Source organism: Nonomuraea maheshkhaliensis (assembly GCF_039529435.1).
Taxonomy (GTDB): Bacteria; Actinomycetota; Actinomycetes; order Streptosporangiales; family Streptosporangiaceae; genus Nonomuraea; species Nonomuraea maheshkhaliensis.
The window spans coordinates 24,140-43,799 of sequence record NZ_BAAAMU010000089.1; the positions used below are offsets into that span (position 1 = coordinate 24,140).

Consider the following 19,660-nt stretch of genomic DNA (forward strand, 5'->3'; position numbering starts at 1 on the left):
TTCGGACGAGCCCCTCCGCCGAGAGGGCGCGCTGGAGCTCCTGCCTAGGGCTCCGGTGTGACCGCCGCCTCCGTTGCCGCCTCCGGCCCCTCGTTGAGCAGGACCTCGAAGCCGGCCCCGTCGAGGATCTGCACCCCCAGACTGACCGCCTTGTCGTACTTCGACCCCGCGTTCTCACCCGCCACCAGGAACGACGTCTTCTTCGACACCGACCCCGACACCTTGCCGCCCCTGCTGGTGATCGCGTCGGCCGCCGTGTCGCGCGTGTAGCCCTCCAGGGTGCCGGTCACCACGAACGTCATCCCCTCAAGGGTCTGCGGCCCCTTCTCGGGAGCGGGCTCGTCCTCCATCCGGACCCCGGCGGCCCGCCACCGCTCGATGATCTCTCGGTGCCAGTCGACCTCGAACCACTCCTTGATCGTGGCCGCCACCCTGGGCCCGATGCCCTCGACCGAGGACAGCTCCTCCACGGAGGCGTTCATGATGGCGTCGATCGAGCGCATGGCGTCGGCCAGGGCGCGGGCCGTGGGCGGGCCGACGTGCCGGATCGACAGCGCCACGAGGACCTGCGCGAGCGGAACCTGCTTGGCCCGCTCCAGCTCCTCCATCAGTCGCAGGGCGTTCTGGCTGGCCTCGCCGTTGACGTTGGAGAAGAAGGTGACGACCTTCGCCTCGCCGGTCTTCGGGTCGATCTTGGGCAGACCGGTCTCCTGGTCGCGGACCACCGACTTGATCGGGATGAGCTGCTCCAGCGTCAGGTCGAACAGGTCGGCCTCGGTGCGCACCACCGGCTGCTGCGGCGGCAGCGGCTGGGTGAGCGCCGTGGCCGCGACGTAGCCGAGCCCGTCGATGTCGAGCGCCCGCCGCCCGGCCGCGAAGAAGACGCGCTCACGGATCTGCGCCGGGCAGCCGCGCGCGTTGGGGCAGCGCAGGTCGGCGTCGCCCTCCTTCTCGTACGCCAGCTCCGTGCCGCACTCGGGACAGTGGGTGGGCATGACGAACTCCCGCTCGGACCCGTCGCGCAGCGCGGTGACCGGCCCGACGATCTCGGGGATGACGTCACCCGCCTTGCGCAGCACCACCGTGTCGCCGATGAGCACGCCCTTCTTCACCACGATGGCCGCGTTGTGCAGCGTGGCCCGCTCGACGGTCGAGCCCGCCACCTCGACCGGCTCCATCACCCCGAACGGCGTGACCCGCCCCGTGCGCCCGACGCCCACCTGGATGTCGAGCAGCTTGGTGTTGACCTCTTCCGGCGGATATTTGTACGCGATGGCCCAGCGCGGCGCCCGCGAGGTGGAGCCCAGCTCCCGCTGCGTGCGGAAGTCGTCGACCTTCACCACGACCCCGTCGATCTCGTAAGGAGGGTCGTGCCGGTGCACCCGGTAGTGCTCGATGAACGCGTTGACCTCGTCGAGCCCCGCCACCACCTTGGTCAGGTCGCTGACCGGCAGCCCGAACTCGCGCAGCCGCTCGTAGACCTCCGACTGCGCCTTCGGCTCTGCCGCGCCCTCCCAGACGCCGATGCCGTGCACCAGCATGCGCAGCGGCCGCTGCGCCGTGACGCGCGGATCCTTCTGCCGCAGCGTGCCCGCCGCCGAGTTGCGCGGATTCGCGAACGGGGGCTTGCCCTGCTCGATCAGCTGCTCGTTGAGCCGGGCGAAGTCCTCGACCGGGATGTAGACCTCACCGCGCACCTCGACCAGGCTCGGGACGTCGTCGCCCTTGAGCCGGTGCGGGATGCCCTTGATCGTGCGCACGTTGGCGGTCACGTCGTCGCCGGTGCGCCCGTCGCCGCGGGTCGCGCCGCGCTCCAGCCTGCCGTCCCGGTAGACCAGCGCGATGGCCAGCCCGTCGATCTTCAGCTCGCACAGGTACGGCCCAGGATCGCCCTCGGCCAGCCGCTCGGCCCGCGCCATCCAGGCCGCCATGTCTTCAGCGTTGAAGGCGTTGTCGAGGCTCTCCATCCGGTTGAGGTGTTGAACCTTGGCGAAATCGCCCGAGACCGGCGCGCCCACCTTCTGCGTGGGCGAGTCGGGCGTCTGCAGCGCCGGATGCGCCTCCTCCAGCGCCAGCAGCTCCCTGAACCAGGCGTCGAACTGGGCGTCGCTGACCGTGGGCTGGTCGAGCACGTAGTAGCGCCAGCGCGCGTCCTCGACCAGCTCGCTCAGCTCGGCGTGCCGCTTGAGCGCGGTCACCGGCACGCCTCCGACCTCCGCACTAGACTCGCTCACGCAGCTCTCCTCCCGTACGTCAACCTGTGCAAACGCTACCGCCGGGCACCGTCAGGAGCACGCCTCAGCCGGTCCCCAGCCCGGCCCTGTGCGTCTCAGCCGGTCTCCATCCCGTCCGCGGGATCGTCCCTGAGCACCTGGGCCGCCTTCCTGCACGCCGCCAGCGCCGCCCGCGCGTACGCGGGCGACGCCCCCGCCAGCCCGCACGCCGGTGTCAGCACGACCTGCTCGGCCAGCCGGTCGGGCGCGAACCCGAGCCGCCGCCACAACCCCACCGCTGGCCTGGCCACCACCCCGGCGTCCGCCAGTCGCGTGTCCCTGCCCGGCACGACCCCCATCAGCAGCGTCATCCCGGCCTCGAACAGCTCCCCCAGCGCCTCCTCGTCCCTGCGCCGCAGCAGCGCGCCGTCCACCGACACCCCGCGCACGCCCGCCCTGCGCAGCAGGTCGAAGGGCACCCCGGGTGCGCAGCAGTGCACCACCGGCTCGGGGAACAGCCGCAGCGACTCCTCCGCCCGCCACTCCTCGACCGCCGCCAGCCGCCCGAACCCGGACGCGGTCGGCACGGTGCCGGCCAGCACCCCCGGCAGCCCCGGCTCGTCGAGCTGCAGCACGATCTCCGTCACGCCGGGCAGCCGCCGCCGCACCTCGGCGCAGTGGTCGGCCACCCCCTGCGCCAGCGAGGCGGTCAGGTCACGCACGGCGCCCGCGTCGGAGAGCATCTTGTCGCCGAACTTCAGCTCGATCGACCCCGCCAGCGTCCACGGCCCGCACACCTGCAGCTTGAGCGGCCCCGCGTAGTCGTGCGCGACCTCCTCCAGCCCGTCGAGGTCGCGCCGCAGATGATCGACGGCCCGCTGATGGTCGCGACCCGGCCGGTCGCTCAGCCGCCACCCCGACGGCTGCACCTCGACGGGCAGCTCGACCAGCAGCCCCGCCGTGCGCCCCACCATGTCGGCCCCGACACCTCTGGCCGGCAGCTCGGGCAGGTACGGCAGACCGGGCACCTCGCCGAAAACGATCCTGGCCGCTTCGAGATGATCCTCACCCGGATGCGAGCCCAACCCGGTGGCTTCCCACGTAGACATGGGCACAAGCGTAGGCTCTGCGGAATGGAGCTCACGAAATTCGATCACGCATGCGTACGCCTGGAGAAGAACGGCAAGGTCCTGGTCATCGACCCGGGCGCGTTCGCGCGGAGCGGTGTGCTCGACGGCGCCGACGCGGTGCTCATCACGCACGAGCACTTCGACCACGTGGACGCCGAGAAGCTGAAGGCCGCCTCGTCCGAGCTTGAGATCTACACCTGCGAGGCCGTCGCGGCCCAGCTGGGCGAGGTGCCGGGCAAGGTTGAGGTGGTACGCCACGGCGACGGCTTCGAGACGGCCGGTTTCCGGGTGAAGGCGTTCGGCGAGCGGCACGCCGAGAACCACCCCGACCTGGCGGTGGTGCAGAACGTCGGCTTCCTGGTGGACGACGAGGTGTTCTACCCGGGTGACGCGCTGACCGTGCCGGACGCGGAGGTGCCGACGCTGCTGGTGCCGACCGGCGGGCCCTGGCTCAAGCTCATGGAGATGGTGGCCTACCTGCGCACGATCCGGCCGGCGCGGGCGTACTCCACCCATGACGCCCTCTACAGCGAGCTCGGCCTGGGGCTCGTGGACAACTGGCTGCGGATGGAGGCGGAGAAGCAGGGCGCCGAGATGCGCCGCCTCGCCGTCGGCGAGTCGACGACCCTCGGCTAGGCCGACCAGAACCGGCCTTCCCGACCAGGTCGGCGGCCGGCCGGTCGGTCGGTGGTCAGGCGGCGGAGACGATGGTGGCCGAGCCGATCACGGTGGCCCCGGAGTAGAGGACGGCCGCCTGGCCCGCGGCGACACCCGTGGCCGGGCGGTCGATCTCGATCGTGAGCCCGCCCTCGCTCTCCTCGAACCGGCACGGATAGACCTCCCCGTGCGCACGCAGCTGCACCGTGAGGTCGTCTCGGGAGCCCTCATCGGGGCCGTTCCAGATCGGGCGGGCGCAGGTGATCGAGGTGACCTCAAGGGCAGAGCGCGGGCCGACCGTGACCGTGTTGGACACCGGCTCGATGGACAGCACGTAACGCGGCCTGCCGTCGGAGGCCGGCCGGTCGATGTGCAGGCCCTTGCGCTGGCCCACCGTGAACCCGTGGGCGCCCTGGTGACTGCCCACGACCTCACCGCTCTGGTCGACGATCGGCCCTTCGGCCGCGCCGAGCCGCTTGGTCAGGAAGCCGCGCGTGTCGCCGTCGGCGATGAAGCAGATGTCGTGGCTGTCGGGCTTGTCGGCGACGGTCAGGCCGCGCCTGGCGGCCTCTTCGCGCACCTCGGCCTTGGTCGAGTCGCCCAGCGGGAAGATCGCGTGGCCGAGCTGCTCGCGGGTGAGCACGCCGAGCACGTAGGACTGGTCCTTCCCCTGGTCGACGCTCCTGGACAGCACGCCGTCGACCAGCTTGGCGTGGTGGCCGGTGGCGACCGCGTCGAAGCCCAGGGCCAGCGCCCGGTCCAGCACCGCGGCGAACTTGATCTTCTCGTTGCAGCGCAGGCACGGGTTGGGCGTGCGGCCGGCGGCGTATTCGGCGACGAAGTCCTCGATCACGTCGCGCTGGAAACGTTCGGCCATGTCCCAGATGTAGAACGGGATGCCGATCACGTCGGCGGCGCGCCGGGCGTCGCGCGAGTCTTCGACCGTGCAGCAGCCCCTGGCTCCCGTGCGGTGGGATTGGGGGTTGGCGGACAGGGCAAGGTGGACACCAGTGACGTCGTGACCGGCCTCGGCGATCCGAGCGGCGGCCACGGCTGAGTCGACGCCGCCCGACATGGCGGCAAGCACACGCAGTCCCATGGTCGTTCCAGCGTACTGTCCGTTGAGGAGTGCGCGACCGGGTCCCCGGTCTGGAAGTATTCGACCATGCGACTGTTCGGGCGCAAGGACCCTGACGAAGAGGCGGGCGGGCCTGACGAGGCCATCGCCGGATTCTGGACGTGGTGGCAGGAGACCCGGCCGAGTCTCGACTCGCTGGTGGCCGCCGGCGAGGCCGAGGGGCTGGAGGAGTGGCTGGCCCCGGCGGTCGCCGCGATCCACCCAGGCCTGGTCTGGGAGGTGGCGCCTGGCCGGGCGGCCGCGCACGCCCTGGTGGTGACCGCGGCGGGCGACGCCGAGCTGCGTTCGCTCGCGCACCGCTGGGCCAAGGCGGCACCGCCGGCCGACCTGCTGTGGGAGTTCCATCCGTCGCGGCAGGCCAATCCGCAGGCGATGGAGCTGACCCTCGACGTGGGCGGCTTCGAGTTCGCGCTCGACAAGCTCATGCTGGGCCTGCGCGTGCCGCGCGACCAGGCCAGGGTCGACGTCTCGGCCTACCATCCGATCTTCGGCGAGCTCGACGAGGACACCCGGCTGGAGACCGTGCTGCTGGCCCTCGACTGGCTGCTCGGCGAGGACGACGTGGCCCGGTGGGTGGGCGAGATCACGGCGGCCACGTTCCAGCCGATCGACGCCGTGGCCGCCGTGCACCTGCCGGCCGTGGTCGCCGACGTGGCCTCGGGGCACTCCGAGGAGGAGTGGCTGCTGATGGAGGGCCAGACCGGGGGCGGCGCGCCGCTGGTCGCCACCGTCCGCCATCCGTTGCGGCCGGTGGACCATCCGCTGTTCGACCAGCACATCATGATCACGCTCCCGTACGCGCACCGCGACGAGAACGGCCTGCCGATCGGCGACTCGCTGGCCGCGCTGCGCGACTTCGAGGAACGCCTGGCCGCCCGCCTGCTCAAGCTGCGCGACGACGCCGTGCTCGCGGCGCACCTGAGCGCGGAGGGGCACCGGATCATCCACGTCTACGCCGACCCGACCGGTGAGGCGGCGATCCACGCCAAGGAGCTGATCGTGGGCTGGGAGGAGGGCGAGCCGAGGGTGGACGTGTCGGCCGACCCCGCCTGGACCGCCGTCGTCCCCTTCCTGACCTGACCCCGCCGTCCGTCCGGCCGCCAGCGCCGCGGCCTTCTGACCGGCGGCGGGGCGGCCGCGTTCGCCGGCCGGGGTCAGCTGAGGCCGGCGCGGCGGGCGCGTTCGACGGCCGCGGGGAGCACCTCGATCAGCCGGTCGACGTCGTCGGGCGTCGAGGTGTGCCCCAGCGTGAAGCGCAGCGAGCCGCGCGCCGCGGCCGCGTCTGCACCCATGGCCAGCAGCACGTGCGACGGCTGCGCCACGCCCGCCGAGCAGGCCGAGCCGGTCGAGCACTCCACGCCCTTGGCGTCGAGCAGCATGAGCAGCGCGTCGCCCTCGCAGCCGGGGAAGGAGAAGTGGGCGTTGCCGGGCAGCCGGTCGCCGGGGTCGCCGTTGAGCACCACGTCGGGCACGGCCTCGCGGACCCGCTCGATGAGCTCGTCGCGCAGTGCCGACAGCCGCGCGTGCAGGGCCTCCTGCTCGCGTACGGCGGTGCTGACGGCGGCGGCCAGGCCCGCGATGGCGGGCGCGTCGAGCGTGCCCGAGCGCACGTCGCGCTCCTGGCCCCCGCCGTGCTGCACGGACACCGGCGTCAGCCCCCTGGCCAGCAGCAACGCGCCGGCCCCCATGGGGCCGCCGACCTTGTGGCCGGTCAGCGTGAGCGCGTCGGCCCCCGAGCCGGAGAAGGACACGGGCAACTGCCCGAGCGCCTGCACCGCGTCGGTGTGGAACGGGATGCCGTGGTCGTGGGCGATGGCGGCCAGCACGTGGATCGGCTGGACGGTGCCGACCTCGTTGTTGGCCCACATGATGCTGATCATGGCCACGTCGTCGGGGTCGCGCTCGATGGCGGCGCGCAGCGTCTCGGGGTGGACCCGGCCGAGCTCGTCCACCTCCAGCAACTCCACCTCGGCGCCCTGGCTGTCGGCCAGCCACTGGGCCGGGTCGAGCGCCGCGTGGTGCTCGACGGAGCTGATCAGCACCCGCCTGCGCGGCCTGCGCGCCCAGTAGAGGCCCTTGATCGCCAGGTTGTCGGCCTCGGTGCCGCCCGAGGTGAACACGACCTCGCTGGGCCGGGCGCCGAGCGAGTCGGCGATCGTCTCGCGCGCCTCCTCGACCACCCTGCGCACCTGACGGCCGGCGGCGTGCAGCGAGGAAGCATTTCCGACGCGTTTGAGTTGCTCCGTCATGGCCTCGATCGCTTCGGGCAGCATGGGGGTGGTCGCCGCATGATCAAGGTAGGCCGACGGTCTGGTCACATGCTCAGGGTATCTCGTTTGCGACTGTACCGTCCGGACGGTACAGTTGAGGCATGCGAAGGGACGAGCTTTTGGACGCCGCGGAGGAGCTCCTCTGCGACCAGGGCTCGACCGCGCTCACCCTGGCCGCCGTGGCGGACCGGGCGGGCGTGAGCAAGGGCGGCCTGCTCTACCACTACGCCTCGAAAGAGGCGCTGATCAAAGGCATGGTCGAGCGGCTGATCGCCGACTTCGACGAGCTGCTGGCCGCCCAGCCGGGCGAGACCTACACCGAGCGCTACCTGGGCGCGACGCTGGCCGCCGTCAGATCCGGCCGCCTGCGACGCTGGGCGGTGGTGACCGGGGCCTCGGGAAACCTGTTCCTGCTCGCGCCGCTGCGCGAGGCGATGGCCCGCTGGCATCGCGAGGGGTTGAGCGAGGAGCCCGATCCGCTGGCCGCGCAGATCGTCCGGCTGGCGTGTGAGGGGCTCTGGGACGTGGCCAGTCACGATCCCGAGCTCAACACCGAAGCGGATCTCCAGGCCCTGGAGCGCCGGCTGAGAGCGCTCATCACGCCCGCCTGAAGCCCCCGTCCACAGCGCTGCCGAAGCCCGCGCCTGAAGTCCCCGTCCCAGCCTGATCTGCCCGCCCCGCGCCGACGGGGCTCGTCCTCACGAAACCCCGGCCTGACCATGGCCGCAGCGCCGCACCCCTTGGTGCGGCGCCTTTCGTGCGGCGAAGCCCTCGCGGTCCGGCGCGCTCCTCCCCCTGGCTCTCCTGAGCACCACGCGGCACGCCCGTGCCCGTGACCTGCACAACATCACTGATCACGTATCACAGAAGAGGTGTGGCCCTTATGACCCGCGAGCTGAGGAGCGCCCGTTACGGGGCGGTTCTCACCTTTGTCCTTGCCGGCCTGATGGTGGGCACGATGACCGTGCGCATCCCGGCCCTGACCGACAAACTCGGCCTGTCCGAGGCCACGGTCGGAACGATCCTGCTGGCATGGGGCCTGGGCGCTCTGGTGACGATGCAGTCCATGCGCCGCGTCATGGCGCGCGTGGGCAGCCGGACGGTGTTGCGGGCGGGCGGTCCACTGACGGCGCTCGGCCTGCTCGGCGTGGCCCTCGCCCCCGACCTGCCCCTGCTCCTGGTCGCGGCGGCGCTCTTCGGCATGGCCTTCGGCACCGTGGACGTCGCCATGAACGCCCAGGGCTCCGCGGTCGAGCAGGCGTACGGGCGTCCGCTGATGAACGGCATGCACGCCGGCTGGTGCGTCGGCGCCATCGGAGCCGGCGGGCTGGGCAGCCTGGCCATCGCCGCCGGGCTGCCGTTCACCGTGCACGTGACGCTGATCGCGCTGGTCTCGCTGCCCGTGCTGGTGCTGCTCGGCCGTACGTACCTGCCCGAGTCCCCGGCGGCGGCCGGCACGGCTGCCGGCACGGCTGCCGGTGACAGGCGGCGCCTGCCGGCGATCGTCTACCTGCTCGGCGCGATCATGTTCTTCGCCTTCATGGTCGAGGGCACGATCGCGGACTGGAACGGCCTCTACATGCGCGACGAGCTCGGCGCCCCCGAGGCCGTGGCGGCACTCGGCTATCCGGTGTTCGAGCTGGGCATGCTGATCGCCCGGCTCACGGGTGACCGGCTGCGGGTCAGGTTCGGGGTGCGCGGGATGCTGACCGTGTCCGGCGTGGCCACGGCCGGGTTCTTCGCGGTGGTGCTGCTGGCGCCGGCGGCGACGGTGGCGGTGTCCGCGATGTTCTTCGTGGGGCTCGGCGTGGCCACGATCTCGCCGCTGACGCTGTCGCTGGCCGGCACCGCCACCGCCACGCCCGGCCCGGCGATCGCGCAGGCCGGCGCCATGGGGTACGCGGGGCTGCTGCTCGGGCCCGTGGTGATCGGCTTCCTGTCGGACGCCACCTCGCTGCGTACGGCGCTCGGCATCGGCGTGGTCCTGGGCGTGCTCATCGCCCTGTCCGCCCGCTTGCTCCCCCGCCACGAGCCCGCCACCGTCAGCCCCCTCCCGGTCGTCAGAGAGCCGGTCGAAGCCGCCGCCTGAGCCGCCGCCTAAGCCGCCGCCTGAGCCGCCGCCTGAGCCGCCGCCTGAGAGTTCTCTGTGGATCCTGCGCGGGCGGCGTCGTCCGTCCCACGTGGCGACGCCCGCGCTCACAGAGAACTCACAGAACCGCTCAGAACGCCTCCAACCGACCGCCCCACGCTGGATCTCATGATTCAGCTGACAGCACTGACCAAACGCTACGGCGACAAGATCGCCGTGGACGATCTCACCCTCGTCGTACGCCCAGGCGTCGTCACCGGCTTCCTGGGCCCGAACGGCGCCGGCAAGAGCACCACGATGCGCATGATCCTCGGCCTCGACCTGCCCACCTCGGGCACGGCCACGATCAACGGCCGCGCCCACCACGAGCTGCCGCACCCGCTGCGCACGATCGGCTCGATGCTGGACCCGCGTGCCGCGCACCCGAGGCGCACCGCTTACAAGCACCTGCTCTACCTGGCCCAGACGAACGCCGTCCCCGCCACCCGCGTGCACGAGGTGCTCGACCTGGTCGGGCTGACGGAGGTGGCGGGCAAGCGGGCGGGCTCGTTCTCGATGGGGATGACCCAGCGGCTCGGCATCGCGGCCGCCCTGCTGGGCGATCCGCCGGTGCTGGTGCTTGACGAGCCGGTCAACGGGCTGGACCCCGAGGGCGTCCGGTGGATCCGCTCGCTCATGCGCGGCCTGGCCGCCGAGGGGCGTACGGTGCTGATCTCCAGCCACCTGATGAGCGAGATGGCGATGACCGCGGACCGGCTGGTGGTCATCGGCAAGGGGCGGTTGATCGCCGAGGGAGAGATCGGCGACTTCACCGCCGGGGGGTCGGCCGTGGCCGTCCGCACGCCGGAGGCCGGCACGTTCGCCCTGCTGCTGGAGCGGGCGGGCGCCCACGTACGTCCGGGTCCCGATGACGAGCTGCTGGTCACCGGCATGGAGGCGGCCGACGTCGGGCGGCTGGCCGCGGCCGAGGGCGTGACCCTGTTCGAGCTGGCCCCGCGGCACGCGTCGCTGGAGGAGGCGTTCATGGAGCTGACCCAGGACGCCGCCGAGTACGGAGCGGCCCGATGAGCGCGGCCGGGGTGTTCAGGGCGGAGTGGACCAAGTTCACCAGCATCAGGTCCACCATGGTGCTGTCGCCGGCCATCGTGGTGGTCTCGGCGCTGATCGGGTGGTGGTTCGCCGACGCGGCGGCGCACGAGTACGCCACCGCCACGCCGCAGGAGCGGCTGGACTTCTCGCCGATCCTCATGGGCATGCGCGGGATGCTCATCGTCCAGCTGCTGGTCTCGGCGCTGGGCGCGCTGGTGGCGACCTCCGAGTACGGCTCCGGCACGATGGGGCCCAGCCTGGCCGCCGTGGGCAGGCGCGGCCGGCTGATGGCCGCCAAGGCCGGGATGACCGTGGTGACGGTCCTGCCGGTGAGCGTGGCGGGGGTCTGGCTGATGTTCGTGACGAGCCAGAGCGGGCTGGCCGCCGGCGGAGCGCCGTACGTGCTGCCCGGTGACCCGGCCGCCTTGGTGACGTTGCTGGCCGGGCCGTTGCTGCTCACCCTGGTGGGGCTCTTCGGGCTGGCCCTGGGCCTGCTGCTGCGCGGCACGGCGGCGGCCGTGAACGTCGGCACCGCCTTCCTCCTGCTGCCCGTCCTGGCCTCCGACTCCACCGACTTCGTGAACGTCCTGCTGTCCACCTACTGGCCGAACGCCGCCGCGCTGGCGGCCGTCTTCGGCGACTCCGACCTGCCGGGGGTGCTCTCGTACGGGCTGCTCGTCGGCTTCGTCGCCGTCATGCAGGTCGCGGCGTTCACCGGCTTCACCCGGCGGGACGCCTGACTACCCTGGACGCGGGAGGTGCCTGACATGGGCGAGCGGCTGCTGGTGGTGGACGACGAGCCCACGGTCAAGGAGCTGCTGTCGGCGACGTTGCGCTTCGCGGGCTTCACCGTGAGCTCGGCCGACAACGGTGTTCAGGCCCTGGAGCGGGCGGGGCGCGAGCCGCCCGACCTGGTGCTGCTCGACGTGATGCTGCCCGATCTGGATGGGTTCGAGGTGCTGCGCCGTCTGCGTGCCCTGCCCAGGGCGGGCGGCCGGCCCGGGCCCGTGCCGGTGCTGTTCCTGACGGCCCGCGACGCGACGGCCGACAAGATCAACGGACTTCGGCTGGGCGGCGACGACTACGTGACCAAGCCGTTCGACCTGGAGGAGCTGCTGGCCAGGATCCGGGCGATCCTGCGCCGCACCGGCGCGGTCCCCGACGACCACACGCTGGTGGTCGGCGACCTCGAAGTCGATCCCGACGGCCACCAGGTGAGCCGGGCCGGCCGTCCCGTACGGCTGTCGCCCACCGAGTTCCGCCTCCTGCTCCACCTGGTGCTGAACGCCGGCCGCGTGCTGCCGAAGGCGCAGATCCTGGAGCACGTGTGGCGTTACGACTTCGCCGGCGACACCAGCATCGTGGACACCTACGTCAGCTACCTGCGCCGCAAGCTCGACACCGGCGGGCCCCGGCTGATCCACACGGTCCACGGCGTCGGCTACGTGCTGCGCAGGCCCAAGGAATGATCACCCGCCTGTCGCCGCGTGCCCGGCGGCCGTTGCGCTCCCGGCTGTCGCTACGTGCCCGGCTGCTGGGCATCACGGTGACGCTGCTCGTCGCCGGTCTCGTGCTGATCAGCTCGATCGTCGTACGCCAGCTCGAAACCGAGCTGGTCAGCCGCGTGGACCAGCAGCTCGCCCCGATCGGGACGGCCCTGTCGGCGGTGCCGCCCGACCTCCTCACCGGCAAGGTCAGACAGCCGTCCGCGGCGCCGCTGCGCACGGACGAGCTCGGCCTGTTCGGCACGACGTACGCCGCCTACCTGTCGGCCGACGGCGCCGTGCTGCGCGAGCTGACCGGCCCCGGACCCGCCCTGCCTCGCCTCGACGTCGCGGCCCGCGCCGGGCGGCCGTTCACGGTCGAAGGGGCCGGCGGGGAGGCGTGGCGGGTGGTCGTGCAGCCCGCGCGGAGCAGGAGCGCGACGATCGGGCACGCGGGGGTCGTCGCGGCGGTGTCGCTGAAGGGCCTGTACGCGACGATCGACCGGATGCGCCTGGTCTGCCTCGTGGCCGGATCGCTGCTGCTGGCGGTGCTGGCGCTGGTGGGCGGGCTGGCGATCAGGGCCGGGCTGGCGCCGCTGCGCCGCGTGGAGGAGACGGCGGCGGCCATCGCGGACGGCGACCTCACCCGGCGCGTCCCCTCACCCGCCGGGCCCGGCACGGAGGTCGGGCGGCTGGCTCTGTCGATCAACAAGATGCTGGCCCAGATCGAGCAGGGGGTCGCGGCGCGGGTGTCGTCGGAGGCGCGCATGCGCAGGTTCGTCGCCGACGTGAGCCATGAGCTGCGTACGCCGCTGTTCGGGATCAAGGGCTTCTCCGAGCTGTACCGCATGGGCGGCACCGAGGCGGCGCCCGCGCTGGCCCGCATCGAGAGCGAGTCGGGGCGGCTGGCCGCGCTGGTGGACGACCTGCTGCTGCTCGCCGGTCTCGACGAGAGCGACGGGCCGGGGCTGGAGCTGACCCCCATGGACCTGCGTACGCTCGCCGCCGACGCCCGCCACGACTTCACCGCGCTCGACCCGTCCCGCCCGATCGCCTTCACCGGCCCTTCCGGCGGCCCGGCGGCCAGCGCCCCCGTCCTGGGCGATGAGGCCCGGCTGCGGCAGGTGGTCAGCAACCTGGTCGGGAACGCGATCACGCACACCCCGGCCGGCACCCCGGTCAGGATCGGTGTCGGCACGGACCGTGCGGAGGCGGTGCTGGTGATCGAGGACGAGGGTCCTGGGCTGGCGGCGGAGGAGGCGGAGCGAGTCTTCGACCGCTTCTACCGCGCCGACGGCTCCCGCGCCCGCGCGACGGGCGGCGCGGGGCTGGGCCTGGCCATCGTCCGCTCCATCGTCGCGGCCCACGGCGGCCGCGTGGAGCTACGCTCGGCCCCGGGAGAGGGCGCGTCCTTCCAGATCAGACTCCCCGCCGCACCCCCGTGACGCCGGCCTCAAAGCTTGATCACGCCTGCCCCTATAGCGGCAGATCGTCCGTCGTCTCGGTGAGGGTCTCCCGTAGCTCGTCCGCGAGGTCCGTGGCATCCGCCCCAGCCGGATCAGTCCGGCGCCGATCTCCACCGCGGAGATCCACCGAGGGCGGCGAGTGAGCTTCACGATGGGGGGCGGACATAGGGCGATCGTAGCGCTACGTAGCGTAGCGATCATGGCCCTCGTGGACAACCGGCGGGGAGCGGTGGTGCCCGGGTGTGGGAGGCTTGGGGCTGGACTGGCCGAGGTGGAGAACGGAGAGGTCGTCGTGGGGGGCGTGCTGCGGATCTCGCGGCCCAACGCGCGGTTCCAGCAGTGGCAGGCGCTGCTGCGGAACCAGAACAAGCGGCAGCGGGCGGGCGAGTTCCTGGTTCAGGGGGTGCGGCCGATCACGCTGGCGCTGGAGTACGGCTGGCCGGTGCGCGCGCTGATCTACGACGCCGAGCGGTCGCTGTCGCGCTGGGCGGCGGGGGTGCTGGAGCAAGCCGGTGGCGAGCAGGTGGCCATGGCGCCCGAGCTGCTGCGGGAGCTGAGCGGCAAGGACGAAGAGGTGCCGGAGCTGGTGGCGGTGGTCGCCCTGCCCGGCGACGACCTGGCGCGGATCCCGGTGGGGCCCTCGTTCCTGGGCATGGTGTTCGACCGGCCGTCCGGGCCGGGCAACATCGGCTCGATGGTGCGCTCGCTCGACGCCTTCGGCGGGGCGGGGCTGATCGTCAGCGGGCACGCCGCCGACCCCTACGACCCCAAGTCGGTCCGCGCCTCGACCGGCTCCCTGCTGGCGCTGCCGGTGGTGCGGACGCGCTCCCATCAGGAGGTGCTGGCCTGGGCGGATGACGTACGCGCCGGCGGGCTGCCGCTGATCGTGGTGGGCACGGACGAGCACGGCACCGACGACATCTCCGCTCTCGATCTGACCGGCCCGACACTGCTGGTGATCGGCAACGAGACCACCGGGCTGAGCGCGGGCTGGCGGCAGGGCTGCGACGTGATGGCGCGCATCCCGATCACGGGCGCGGCCAGCTCGCTCAACGCGGCCAACGCCGCCACCGTCGTCCTGTACGAGGCCGCCCGCCAGCGCGCCGCCGCGAAGTAGGCCGATGCCTTACCGTCACGCCGTCGTACGCGCGAACTACGAGGACCTGGCCAGCGGCGGGGTGCTCCACTCGGCCCCCGGTTTTCCCGCCTTCCCCGTCCGGCTGGCCAGCGAGATGTTCCAGAGCGCCCTGGCCCTGCGCGGCGGCGGGCCCGCGCTGGTGTGGGATCCGTGCTGCGGCGGCGGCTACCTGCTGACCGTGGTCACGCTGCTGCACCGCCGGCTGGTGACCGGGGTGATGGCCTCCGACTTCGACCCTGAGGCGGTGCGCCTGGCCGAGCGGAACCTGGGCCTGCTGACCGCGACCGGGCTGGCCGCCAGGGCGGCTGAGCTGGACGAACGCGCCGAGCGCTATGACAAACCGGCCTACGCGGCGGCGGCACTGGCGGCGGGGCGGCTTGCTCGCGGGCTGGCGGCCGAGGGCGGCGACGTGCGGGGGTTCGCCCGTCAGGCCGACGTGTTCGACCCGGACGCGCTCCGCGACGCGCTCGGCGGCCTGCGCCCTGGCGTGGTGCTCACCGACGTCCCGTACGGCGAGCAGACCTCCTGGCTGGGTCCCGGCGCGGCAGGCGGGCTCGGGAGCCTCGGGAGCATGGTGCGCGCCCTCGGGCGGGTGCTCGACGACGACGCGGTGATCGCGGTGGCGGTACGCGGCCGGAAGGTGCCCACGGACGGCGGCCCGCGCCCGCACGCCACCTACAAGATCGGCACCAGGACCATCGCCCTGTTCCGCCCCGCCCGCTGACCTCGCGGCCCGAGACGACCTCGCGGCCCGAAACGACCTCGCGGCCCGGAACCCGGTGAGCGACGTCGTCGGCGGGCCCCGAAGAACCCGGCGCCGTCCCTCCCCCGGCACGACCGGCCGGCGGAGGGACGGCGCGGCGGCTACTTGCGCTTGTTGACTTCCTCGGTGAGCTGGGGCACGACCTGGTGCAGGTCGCCCACCACGCCGTAGTCGGCCAGCTCGAAGATCGGCGCCTCGGGGTCCTTGTTGATGGCGACGATCGTCTTCGCGGTCTGCATGCCGGCCCGGTGCTGGATCGCGCCGGAGATGCCGGCCGCGATGTAGAGCTGCGGCGAGACGGTCTTGCCCGTCTGCCCCACCTGGAACTGGTGCGGGTACCAGCCCGCGTCCGTGGCGGCGCGCGAGGCGCCGACGGCCGCGCCCAGGGCGTCGGCGAGGCCCTCGATGACCGAGAAGTTCTCCGCCGAGCCCACGCCGCGCCCGCCGGAGACCACGATCGCGGCCTCGGTGAGCTCGGGGCGTGCGCCCTTCTCCTGCTTGACCCGCTCCACGACCCGGGTGGCCTTGGCGGCGTCGGACAGGGTGAGCGAAACCTCCTCCTCCACGCCGGCGCCCGCGGCGGGCACTGGTGCGGTGGAGTTGGGGCGGACGGCCACGATCGGCGTGCCTTTGCGCACCTTGGAGTGCACGTTGACGCCGCCGCCGAAGATCGACTGGTCGGCCACGAAGCCCTCGCCGAGGCCCACGGCGTCGGTGATGACGCCGGAGTCGGTCTTGATGGCCAGCCGGCCGGCGATCTCCTTGCCCTCGGCCGTGGCGGCCACCAGCACGGCGGCGGCCGAGGCCGAGGTCACGAGCTGGGCGAGCAGCTCGGCCTTGGGGGCCACCACGTGGTCCACGAGGTCGCTGGAGCCGGCGACGTAGATCTTGTCAGCGCCGTACTCGGCGAGCCTGGCCTTGGCCTCCGCCGTGATGCCGGGGCCGGCCCAGACGGCGGCGGGCGTGCCGAGGGTGCGGGCCAGGGTCAGCAGTTCGAGCGTGACCTTCTTGACCTCGCCTTCGACCTGCTCGACGAGAACGAGAATTTCCGACATTTCCGTAAGACCCCCGTTCTCAGATGAACTTCTTGGACGCCAGGAACTCGGCGGCGTTCACGCCGCCGTCGCCCTCGTCCTTGACGATCGTGCCGGCCGCCCGCGGCGGGGCGGGAGCGAAGTCGACGACCTCGGACCAGGCGGCGGCCAGGCCCACCTGGGCGGCGTCGATGGAGGCGTCGCCGATGGCGAGCGTCTCGACCGGCTTCTTCTTGGCCGCCATGATGCCCTTGAACGACGGGTAGCGCGGCTCGTTGATCTTCTCGACCACCGACACGACGGCGGGCAGCGTGGCCTCGATCCGGTCGTAGCCGTAGTCGGCCAGGCGCTGGACCCTGATCGTGTCGCCTTCGACCTCGACCTTGTTGGCCAGCGTGAGCTGCGGCGTGCCGAGCCGCTCGGCCAGCATGGCCGGCAACATGCCGGTGCGCGCGTCGGTGGACTCGGAGCCCAGGACGACCAGGTCGAACCCGATCTTCTTGAGCACCTGGGCCATCGCGTAGGAGGTGGACAGCGCGTCGGAGCCGCGCAGAGCGTCGTCGCTGAGGTGGACGGCCTTGTCGGCGCCCATGGCCAGCGCCTTGCGGATGGTCTCGGTGGCCTTGCCGGGCCCCATGGTGAGGACGGTCACCTCACCGCCGTGGGCCTCCTTGAGCTTCAGTGCCTCCTCGACCGCGTACTCGTCAAGCTCGTTGACCACGCCGTCGGCGGCGTCACGGTCGAGCGTGTTGTCTTCGGACCGCAGCTTGCGCTCGGTCGCCGTGTCGGGGACCTGCTTCACGCAGACGACGATGTTCATGGCCGGTGGCCGACCTCCCGTAGTTCGCGTGCGCCGCCGCCTCGCTGCGGTGGCGCCGAATGCATCTGTCCAGACTGCCAGGTGCCCGGCGGGCTCCCGACAGAGGGTCTGCCGTGTTTCGCGGTTATGTTACCCATGGGTAGCTTACGCGCAAACCAGCCGTACGCGCACCGAGCACGAAGCCCTCCCCCACCATACCGAACTTTATTCGGTAGCTGCTCAGGCGGACACCAGGAACACGATCCCCACCACCAGGGCCGTGCCCGCGAACAGCGCCAGCGTGAACGTGCTGAACATCGCCGCCAGCCCGAAGCAGATCCCGGCCACCCCCGCCACGCTGAGCGCGTCGGCCACCAGCCGGCTGCGCCGGTAGAGGCCACGGGAGAACAGCGCCACCCCGGCGTCGGCCACCACGCCCACCGCGTACGCCGCCAGCAGGAACAGCGACACCTCCGGCAGCGGCTCACGCGCGGCCGCCGCCAGCAGCGCCACGAACAGCCCCGAGCCGATCAGCCAGCGCCTGCGCACCTTCTCCCGGTGCCTGGCCCTGGACTCCTCCACCGAGCGGCGATGCCGTTCCCTGCCCGGCCGCCATTCCCTGGTGCCCAGGTCGTCGTTCGCGGGGCGGGGACGGACTGCGGGAGCCACCTGGGGAGCAACCTGGGGCGAGACGAGCGGCACGTGGGCGACGGGCTCGACGCCGAGCCTGGCGCAGATCTGCGCGGCCGTCGGCCGCGCGGCCGGATCGGTGGACAGGCACTCGCGTAACAGCGGCGCCAGCCACTCCGGCGCGTCGTCGAGGTCGGGCGGATGGTGCACCACCCGGTAGGCCACCGCGGAGGCGGGACCCTGCCCGTACGGCTGCCGCCCGGTGGCCGCGTACGCCAGCGTGGCCCCGAACGAGAACACGTCGGCCTCCATGCCGGCCGCCCGCCCCTCCAGCACCTCGGGGGCGAGATAGCCGGGCGTGCCCACCACGGCGCCCGAGGCCGTGACGGACAGCGAGTCGAGCGCGCTGGCGATGCCGAAGTCGATCACGACCGGCTCGCCCTCGGTCATCATCACGTTGGCCGGCTTGAGATCACGATGGACCACGCCCGCCGCGTGCATGGCGAGCAGCGCGTCGGCCAGACCGGCCGCCAGCCGTCTGAGGTCGGGCACGGGGACGGGCACGGCACTGAGCGGCCGGCCCTGCACGTAGCGGGTCACGAGATAGGGCCGCTCGCCGGTGAGCGAGGCGTCGAGCACCTCCGCGACGTGCGGCCCGCCGACCATGCGCATGGTCTCCACCTCGCGCGCCAGCCGGGCCAGCGCGCCGCCGTCGGCCGCCACGTGGGGGTGCAGCACCTTGACCGCGACCGTGCGCCCCTCGGGGTCGAGCGCGAGGTGCACCGCGCCGAACCCGCCGGCCCCGAGACGGGAGGCAAGCTCGTACGGCCCCAGGCGCTCGCTCATACCTTCATCTCTCCCCCAGGGAGACGGCGCGGACACTCAGGACCGCGGACTCTCAGGACCGCGGGGCACTCAGGACCAGGGATTCAGGAACCCCAGCCCGAGATCGTCGAGCAGGCTGCCGATCAGCCCCGTGATCAGGCCGATCGTGCTCTGCCTGGCCTCACTCGCCAGTTGGTCGATCACCTTCTCGGGCTCCTGCCACGGGTACCAGTCCGTCGGCTGCCCCAGCGCGAACATGACCGCGAACAGCGCCGCGGTGCCCACCAGCACGACCGCGACCAGCGCCGCGCCCGGGCTGCGCAGCACGCCGGTGAGCGTGCGGGTGACCGCCTTGCGCGGCGCGCCGCCGCCCGGCAGCACGAACAGCCCTGCGGCGAAGGCGCCCGCGGCGTACGCGGCGGCCTCGTTGACGTCGAGCCGGCCGCCCCAGTGGAGGACTCCCCACACGCACACGCCGAACAGCAGCGCCAGCGGCGCGTGCACCAGCGTCACGAGCGCGGACTTGATCAGCGCCCACGGGGTGCCGACCAGGACGAGCAGCGGATCGGCCGCGCTGCTGCCGCGCACCTGGCGCCGCTTGACCATGTCGCCGAACAGGTATTCGCCGATGCGCAGCACGACCGCGAGCGCGAGGGCCACCGCGCCGACCGTGACCGGCATCAGCACGGTCAGCGCCACGAGCGTGACCAGCAGGAGCAGGCCGACCACCTGGCTGCCGAACAGGTATCTCTTCCGCTCGGCCGGCGGAGTGTACTGGGGCGGCGGGGCGTACTGCGGTGGCGGGGCGTAGGGCCGTGCCTGCGCGGGCGCCGGCGCGCCCGGATAGCCGGCCACCCGCTGGTCGCCGTACTGGCCGGACGGCCTGGCCGGCATCGGCGCGGGCACGTAGGGCGGCGGCCGCTCGTCGCGGCGCG

The 19,660-nt window shown here is 72.6% G+C and carries 17 protein-coding genes and 1 pseudogene; 10 read left to right on the top strand and 8 right to left on the bottom strand.

Going from position 1 to position 19,660, the window contains the following annotated elements; translation table 11 throughout:
• Positions 1–44: 44 nt before the first annotated feature.
• Both ligA and ABFX54_RS40170 read right to left on the bottom strand, forming a co-directional pair.
• Positions 45–2,234, bottom strand: a complete 2,190-nt coding sequence (ligA, locus tag ABFX54_RS40165) for an NAD-dependent DNA ligase LigA (RefSeq protein WP_346112079.1) — start codon at positions 2,232–2,234, stop codon at positions 45–47.
• A gap of 95 nt (positions 2,235–2,329) precedes the next feature.
• A complete protein-coding gene (locus ABFX54_RS40170) occupies positions 2,330–3,322 on the bottom strand; it encodes a methionine synthase (protein ID WP_346112080.1) in 993 nt (330 codons plus the stop codon).
• A 24-nt stretch (positions 3,323–3,346) separates the two neighbouring features.
• Between ABFX54_RS40170 and ABFX54_RS40175 the strand changes: the two genes are divergently transcribed.
• Positions 3,347–3,979 (top strand): MBL fold metallo-hydrolase, encoded by a 633-nt coding sequence (locus tag ABFX54_RS40175; protein WP_346112081.1) that lies wholly within the window; start codon positions 3,347–3,349, stop codon positions 3,977–3,979.
• Between the two features lie 55 nt (positions 3,980–4,034).
• Here ABFX54_RS40175 and mnmA read toward each other — a convergent pair whose 3' ends face one another.
• Positions 4,035–5,099 (bottom strand): tRNA 2-thiouridine(34) synthase MnmA, encoded by a 1,065-nt coding sequence (gene mnmA, locus ABFX54_RS40180; RefSeq protein WP_346112082.1) that lies wholly within the window; start codon positions 5,097–5,099, stop codon positions 4,035–4,037.
• A 66-nt stretch (positions 5,100–5,165) separates the two neighbouring features.
• Between mnmA and ABFX54_RS40185 the strand changes: the two genes are divergently transcribed.
• Positions 5,166–6,218, top strand: a complete 1,053-nt coding sequence (locus ABFX54_RS40185; RefSeq protein ID WP_346112083.1) for a DUF695 domain-containing protein — start codon at positions 5,166–5,168, stop codon at positions 6,216–6,218.
• Between the two features lie 74 nt (positions 6,219–6,292).
• On the opposite strand, the gene ABFX54_RS40190 is transcribed toward ABFX54_RS40185, so the two are convergent.
• Positions 6,293–7,456 (bottom strand): cysteine desulfurase family protein, encoded by a 1,164-nt coding sequence (locus ABFX54_RS40190; RefSeq protein ID WP_346112084.1) that lies wholly within the window; start codon positions 7,454–7,456, stop codon positions 6,293–6,295.
• 53 nt (positions 7,457–7,509) lie between these two features.
• Here ABFX54_RS40190 and ABFX54_RS40195 point away from each other — a divergent pair, with 53 nt between their 5' ends.
• From ABFX54_RS40195 to ABFX54_RS40230, 8 genes are all read left to right on the top strand, one after another.
• Positions 7,510–8,019, top strand: a complete 510-nt coding sequence (locus ABFX54_RS40195) for a TetR/AcrR family transcriptional regulator (RefSeq protein WP_346112085.1) — start codon at positions 7,510–7,512, stop codon at positions 8,017–8,019.
• A gap of 272 nt (positions 8,020–8,291) precedes the next feature.
• Positions 8,292–9,497: an MFS transporter gene (locus tag ABFX54_RS40200; RefSeq protein WP_346112086.1), complete on the top strand. Its 1,206-nt coding sequence runs from the start codon at positions 8,292–8,294 to the stop codon at positions 9,495–9,497.
• Between the two features lie 168 nt (positions 9,498–9,665).
• Positions 9,666–10,565: an ABC transporter ATP-binding protein gene (locus tag ABFX54_RS40205; protein ID WP_346112087.1), complete on the top strand. Its 900-nt coding sequence runs from the start codon at positions 9,666–9,668 to the stop codon at positions 10,563–10,565.
• Positions 10,562–11,326 carry a hypothetical protein gene (locus ABFX54_RS40210; RefSeq protein WP_346112088.1) on the top strand — a complete coding sequence of 255 codons (765 nt, stop codon included), beginning with the start codon at positions 10,562–10,564 and terminating at the stop codon, positions 11,324–11,326. Before ABFX54_RS40205 ends, ABFX54_RS40210 begins: the two co-directional genes overlap by 4 nt.
• A 27-nt stretch (positions 11,327–11,353) precedes the next feature.
• Positions 11,354–12,055 (top strand): response regulator transcription factor, encoded by a 702-nt coding sequence (locus ABFX54_RS40215; RefSeq protein ID WP_346112089.1) that lies wholly within the window; start codon positions 11,354–11,356, stop codon positions 12,053–12,055.
• On the top strand, positions 12,052–13,515 hold the full coding sequence (locus ABFX54_RS40220; protein ID WP_346112090.1) for a sensor histidine kinase: 1,464 nt from the start codon (positions 12,052–12,054) through the stop codon (positions 13,513–13,515). Before ABFX54_RS40215 ends, ABFX54_RS40220 begins: the two co-directional genes overlap by 4 nt.
• 220 nt (positions 13,516–13,735) lie before the next feature.
• Positions 13,736–14,653: a TrmH family RNA methyltransferase gene (locus ABFX54_RS40225; protein ID WP_346112091.1), complete on the top strand. Its 918-nt coding sequence runs from the start codon at positions 13,736–13,738 to the stop codon at positions 14,651–14,653.
• 4 nt (positions 14,654–14,657) lie between these two features.
• The gene (locus tag ABFX54_RS40230; protein WP_346112092.1) at positions 14,658–15,398 is read left to right on the top strand and encodes an rRNA methyltransferase; all 741 of its coding nucleotides are present in this window, start codon (positions 14,658–14,660) and stop codon (positions 15,396–15,398) included.
• A 140-nt stretch (positions 15,399–15,538) separates the two neighbouring features.
• Here ABFX54_RS40230 and ABFX54_RS40235 read toward each other — a convergent pair whose 3' ends face one another.
• From ABFX54_RS40235 to ABFX54_RS40250, 4 genes and pseudogenes are all read right to left on the bottom strand, one after another.
• Positions 15,539–16,492 carry an electron transfer flavoprotein subunit alpha/FixB family protein gene (locus tag ABFX54_RS40235; protein WP_346112093.1) on the bottom strand — a complete coding sequence of 318 codons (954 nt, stop codon included), beginning with the start codon at positions 16,490–16,492 and terminating at the stop codon, positions 15,539–15,541.
• A 19-nt stretch (positions 16,493–16,511) separates the two neighbouring features.
• Positions 16,512–17,291, bottom strand: a complete 780-nt coding sequence (locus ABFX54_RS40240; RefSeq protein WP_346112094.1) for an electron transfer flavoprotein subunit beta/FixA family protein — start codon at positions 17,289–17,291, stop codon at positions 16,512–16,514.
• A 219-nt stretch (positions 17,292–17,510) separates the two neighbouring features.
• The gene (locus ABFX54_RS40245; RefSeq protein WP_346112095.1) at positions 17,511–18,746 is read right to left on the bottom strand and encodes a serine/threonine-protein kinase; all 1,236 of its coding nucleotides are present in this window, start codon (positions 18,744–18,746) and stop codon (positions 17,511–17,513) included.
• 69 nt (positions 18,747–18,815) lie between these two features.
• Positions 18,816–19,660 (bottom strand): annotated as a pseudogene (locus ABFX54_RS40250) (serine/threonine-protein kinase); the annotation flags it as partial.